This window comes from Pseudomonas sp. GXM4, from assembly GCF_008923895.1.
Lineage (GTDB): Bacteria > Pseudomonadota > Gammaproteobacteria > Pseudomonadales > Pseudomonadaceae > Aquipseudomonas > Aquipseudomonas atacamensis.
The window spans coordinates 1-3,988 of record NZ_WBRZ01000379.1; the positions used below are offsets into that span (position 1 = coordinate 1).

Below are 3,988 nucleotides of genomic sequence, written 5' to 3' on the forward strand. Positions count from 1 at the left end.
CGGTTTGATGCCATCGCTGGCAAGCCAGCTCCCACCGGACCGCATTCCAGCATTGTTTTTCAGCGGCCTTTGAACTGCGCCACATTCGCCGACCGGGTCTCTGTCTGCACCTGGCCCGCAACGCCCAGGCGCTCACCGGTATTGGCGTCGAACAACAACACTTTCGATGGATCGAACTGCAGCGTCAGGCTTTCGCCCACCTGCGGTGCCACGTCCGGCGCCAGTCGGCAGCAGACCTTGGTGTCGTTCAAGTTGACGAACACCAAGGTGTCCGGACCGGTCGGTTCGGTGACCTGCACTTCGGCGCGAATACTCGGCAGACCATTGCCCTCGCCATTCGCCAGCACGATCTGCTCCGGACGCAGGCCGAGGATCACTTCGCGGTCTTCAAGCCCGGCGTCCTGCATGCTCATCGGCAATTCGCAACGCGCCTGGCCGCTGTCGAGCAGCGCCAGCAGACGACCGTCCTTGCGCTGCAAACGCAGGGGGATGAAGTTCATCGGCGGCGAACCGATGAAGCTTGCGACGAACAGGTTGGCCGGGTCGTTGTAGATGTCTTTCGGCGTACCGAACTGCTGAATGATGCCGTCCTTCATCACCGCGACCTTGTCGCCCAGAGTCATCGCTTCGATCTGGTCGTGGGTCACGTAGACCGTGGTGGTTTTCAGGCGCTGGTGCATCAGTTTCATTTCGGTGCGCATCTCGACGCGCAGCTTGGCGTCGAGGTTCGACAGCGGTTCGTCGAACAGGTAGATCTTCGGCCGCCGCGCCAGAGCACGGCCCATCGCCACGCGCTGTTGCTGACCACCGGAGAGCTGGCCCGGCTTGCGATTGAGCAGGTGTTCGATCTGCAACAGCTTGGCGACGCGGGCGACTTCTTCGTCGATCGCTGCTTGTGGCATCTTGCGAATCTTCAGGCCGAACTCGATGTTCTCGCGCACGCTCATGGTCGGGTACAGCGCGTAGGACTGGAACACCATGGCGATGTCGCGATCCTTGGGGCTCATGCCGCTGACGTCCTGATCACCGATCATGATCGCGCCGCCGGTGATGGTTTCCAGGCCGGCGATGCAGTTCATCAGGGTCGATTTGCCGCAGCCCGACGGGCCGACGAGGATCAGGAATTCACCGTCCTTGATCGACAGTTCGATGTTCTTCAGGGTGTCCGGCAGGCCGGCCCCGTAGGTCTTGTTTACGTTGCGAAGTTCAAGCGTAGCCATGATTACCCCTTGACCGCGCCGGCCGTCAGCCCGCGCACGAAATACTTGCCTGCGACCACATAGACCAGCAGGGTCGGCAGGCCGGCGATCATCGCCGCTGCCATATCCACGTTGTATTCCTTGGCGCCGGTGCTGGTGTTGACCAGGTTGTTCAGCGCCACGGTGATCGGTTGCGAATCACCGCTGGAGAACACCACACCGAACAGGAAGTCGTTCCAGATCTGGGTGAACTGCCAGATCAGGCAGACCATGATGATCGGCGTCGACATCGGCAGAATGATGCGGCGGAAAATCGTGAAGAAACCCGCGCCATCCAGACGCGCAGCCTTGACCAGCGCATCGGGAATGCTCACGTAGTAGTTGCGGAAGAACAGCGTGGTGAACGCCAGACCGTAGACCACGTGCACGAACACCAGGCCGGTGGTGGTGCTCGCCAGGCCCATCTTGCCGAGGGTGAACGAGGCCGGCAGCAGCACAGTCTGGAACGGCAGGAAGCAGCCGAACAGCAGCAGACCGAAGAACAACTGCGAACCACGGAAGCGCCACATCGACAACACGTAACCGTTCAACGCACCGATCGCGGTGGAGATGATGACGGCCGGTACGGTGATCTTGATCGAGTTCCAGAAGTAGCCGTCAACCGTGGCCCAGGCCTTGACCCAGCCGATGCCGCTGACCACGGTCGGCCAGCTCAGCAGGTTGCCGGTGCTGATGTCTTCCGGGGTCTTGAAGCTGGTCAGCAACATCACCACCAGCGGCACCAGATACAGAAACACCGCAAGGATCAGCACCGCGTAGATTGCGATGCGGCTCAAGCTGATAGCGGGTTTGGCAGCAAGACTAGTCATGACGCTTGGTCCTCAGCTCGGAATACAGGTAAGGCACGATGATCGCGAGGATCGCACCGAGCATCAGAATCGCACTGGCCGAGCCCATGCCCATCTGGCCGCGACTGAAGGTGAAGGAATACATGAACATCGCTGGCAGGTCGGAGGAATAACCCGGACCGCCGGCGGTCATTGCCGCAACGAGGTCGAAGCTCTTGATCGCGATGTGCGCGAGGATCATCACCGCACTGAAGAACACCGGACGCAGGCTTGGCAGCACGACTTTCCAGTAAATGCGCGGCATGCTCGCGCCGTCGATCTGCGCAGCACGGATGATCGATTGATCGACGCCACGCAGGCCGGCGAGGAACATCGCCATGATGAAGCCAGAGGCTTGCCACACAGCGGCGATCACCAGGCAGTAGACCACGCGATCAGGGTCGATCAGCCAGTCCAGACGGAAGCCTTCCCAGCCCCAGTCACGCAACAATTTGTCCAGGCCCATGCCCGGGTTGAGCAGCCATTTCCATGCGGTACCGGTAACGATCATCGAGAGCGCCATCGGGTACAGGTAAATGGTGCGGATAAAGCCTTCGCGACGGATGCGCTGGTCGAGGAACACCGCCAGCAACACGCCGATCACCAGGGTAATGCCGATGAACATACCGCCGAACACGGCGAGGTTCTTGCTCGCCACCCACCAGCGATCGTTGTCGAACAACCGCGCATATTGCGCCAGGCCGGCCCACTTGTAGTTGGGCAGGAAGGTCGAGGTGGTGAACGACAGAATGAACGTCCACAGGATGTAGCCATAGAAGCCCACCAGCACGATGAACATGCTCGGCGCCAGCACCAGTTTCGGTAGCCAGCGCTGCAATGCATCGAACGGCGAGGCCTTGCTGAACACAGCAACAGAACTCATGGGGAAATCCACAATAAGGGTTTACGAAAGCATTCCCTTGCAGAAGTGAGCCTTGTGGCGAGGGGATTTATCCCCGATCGACTGCGCAGCAGTCGCGAAATCATTACATGCGGTATTTCAGACACTGCACCGCTGCAACTTTCCGGGGTCGCTTCGCAACCCATCGGGGATGAATCCCCTCACCACAAACGCCCACTCCTACAGGGCCAAGCATTACTTGGCCGACTGAACCGCCGCGCCGAGTTTCTTCGCCGCATCGGCCGGGTCGGCTTTCGGGTCGTTGATGTAGTTGGTGACTACGTCAAAGAACGCGCCCTGCACGGCCAGCGTGGTCGCCATGTTGTGCGCCATGCTTGGTTGCAGGCCGCCGGACTTGGCGTCCGCCAGGAAGTCCTTGGCAGCGGTCTGTGCGCAGGAGTCGAAGCCGAGCTTGTCCATGTTGTTCAACATGTCGTTGCGCACCGGGATCGAGCCTTTGTTGATGCTGAAGACTTTCTGGAAGTTCTCACCCAGCACGACTTTGGCGATGTCCTGCTGACCGGCCGCAGTGCCTGCATCCTTCTGCTTGAACACGGCCAGCGAGTCGATGTTGTAGGTGAACGCCTTGTCGGTGCCCGGGAACGCTACGCACTCGTAGTCCTTGCCGGCGACTTTCTTGGCGGCGGTCCATTCGGACTTGGCCCAGTCACCCATGATCTGCATGCCGGCCTTGCCGTTGATGACCTTGGCCGCTTCGAGGTTCCAGTCCTGGCCTTTGCCGTCAGCGTCCATGTAGGTCGCGACTTTCTTCAGCTCGGTGAGCGCCTTGACCATTTCCGGGCCGGTCAGCGCTTTGTTGTCGAGATCGACCAGGGCTTTCTTGTAGCCATCCACGCCCATGACCGAGAGCACCACGGCTTCGAACACGGTGCTGTCCTGCCAAGGCTGACCGCCGTGGGCGAGCGGAATGAAGCCCGCCGCTTTCAGCTTGTCGCCGGCTGCGTAGAACTCTTCGAGGGTGGTTGGATTCTTGGTGATGC

The 3,988-nt window shown here is 60.3% G+C and carries 3 protein-coding genes and 1 pseudogene; all 4 read right to left on the reverse strand.

Annotation, left to right across the window (positions count from 1 at the left end):
* Positions 1-59 precede the first annotated feature (59 nt).
* Positions 60-1,220, reverse strand: a complete 1,161-nt coding sequence (locus F8N49_RS26175) for an ABC transporter ATP-binding protein (protein ID WP_041479770.1) — start codon at positions 1,218-1,220, stop codon at positions 60-62.
* Between the two features lie 2 nt (positions 1,221-1,222).
* The gene (locus tag F8N49_RS26180) at positions 1,223-2,068 is read right to left on the reverse strand and encodes a carbohydrate ABC transporter permease (RefSeq protein ID WP_039758116.1); all 846 of its coding nucleotides are present in this window, start codon (positions 2,066-2,068) and stop codon (positions 1,223-1,225) included.
* The gene (locus tag F8N49_RS26185) at positions 2,061-2,969 is read right to left on the reverse strand and encodes a carbohydrate ABC transporter permease (RefSeq protein ID WP_016773533.1); all 909 of its coding nucleotides are present in this window, start codon (positions 2,967-2,969) and stop codon (positions 2,061-2,063) included. The genes F8N49_RS26180 and F8N49_RS26185 overlap by 8 nt, the downstream gene beginning before the upstream one ends.
* Before the next feature lie 213 nt (positions 2,970-3,182).
* Positions 3,183-3,988 (reverse strand): annotated as a pseudogene (locus F8N49_RS26190) (sugar ABC transporter substrate-binding protein); the annotation flags it as partial.

What these genes read in the sequence shown, in the direction of transcription:
- F8N49_RS26180 (WP_039758116.1), bottom strand. Translation starts at nt 2,068, where the DNA reads ATGACTAGTCTTGCTGCCAAACCCGCTATCAGCTTGAGCCGCATCGCA.
- F8N49_RS26175 (WP_041479770.1), bottom strand. Translation starts at nt 1,220, where the DNA reads ATGGCTACGCTTGAACTTCGCAACGTAAACAAGACCTACGGGGCCGGC.
- F8N49_RS26185 (WP_016773533.1), bottom strand. Translation starts at nt 2,969, where the DNA reads ATGAGTTCTGTTGCTGTGTTCAGCAAGGCCTCGCCGTTCGATGCATTG.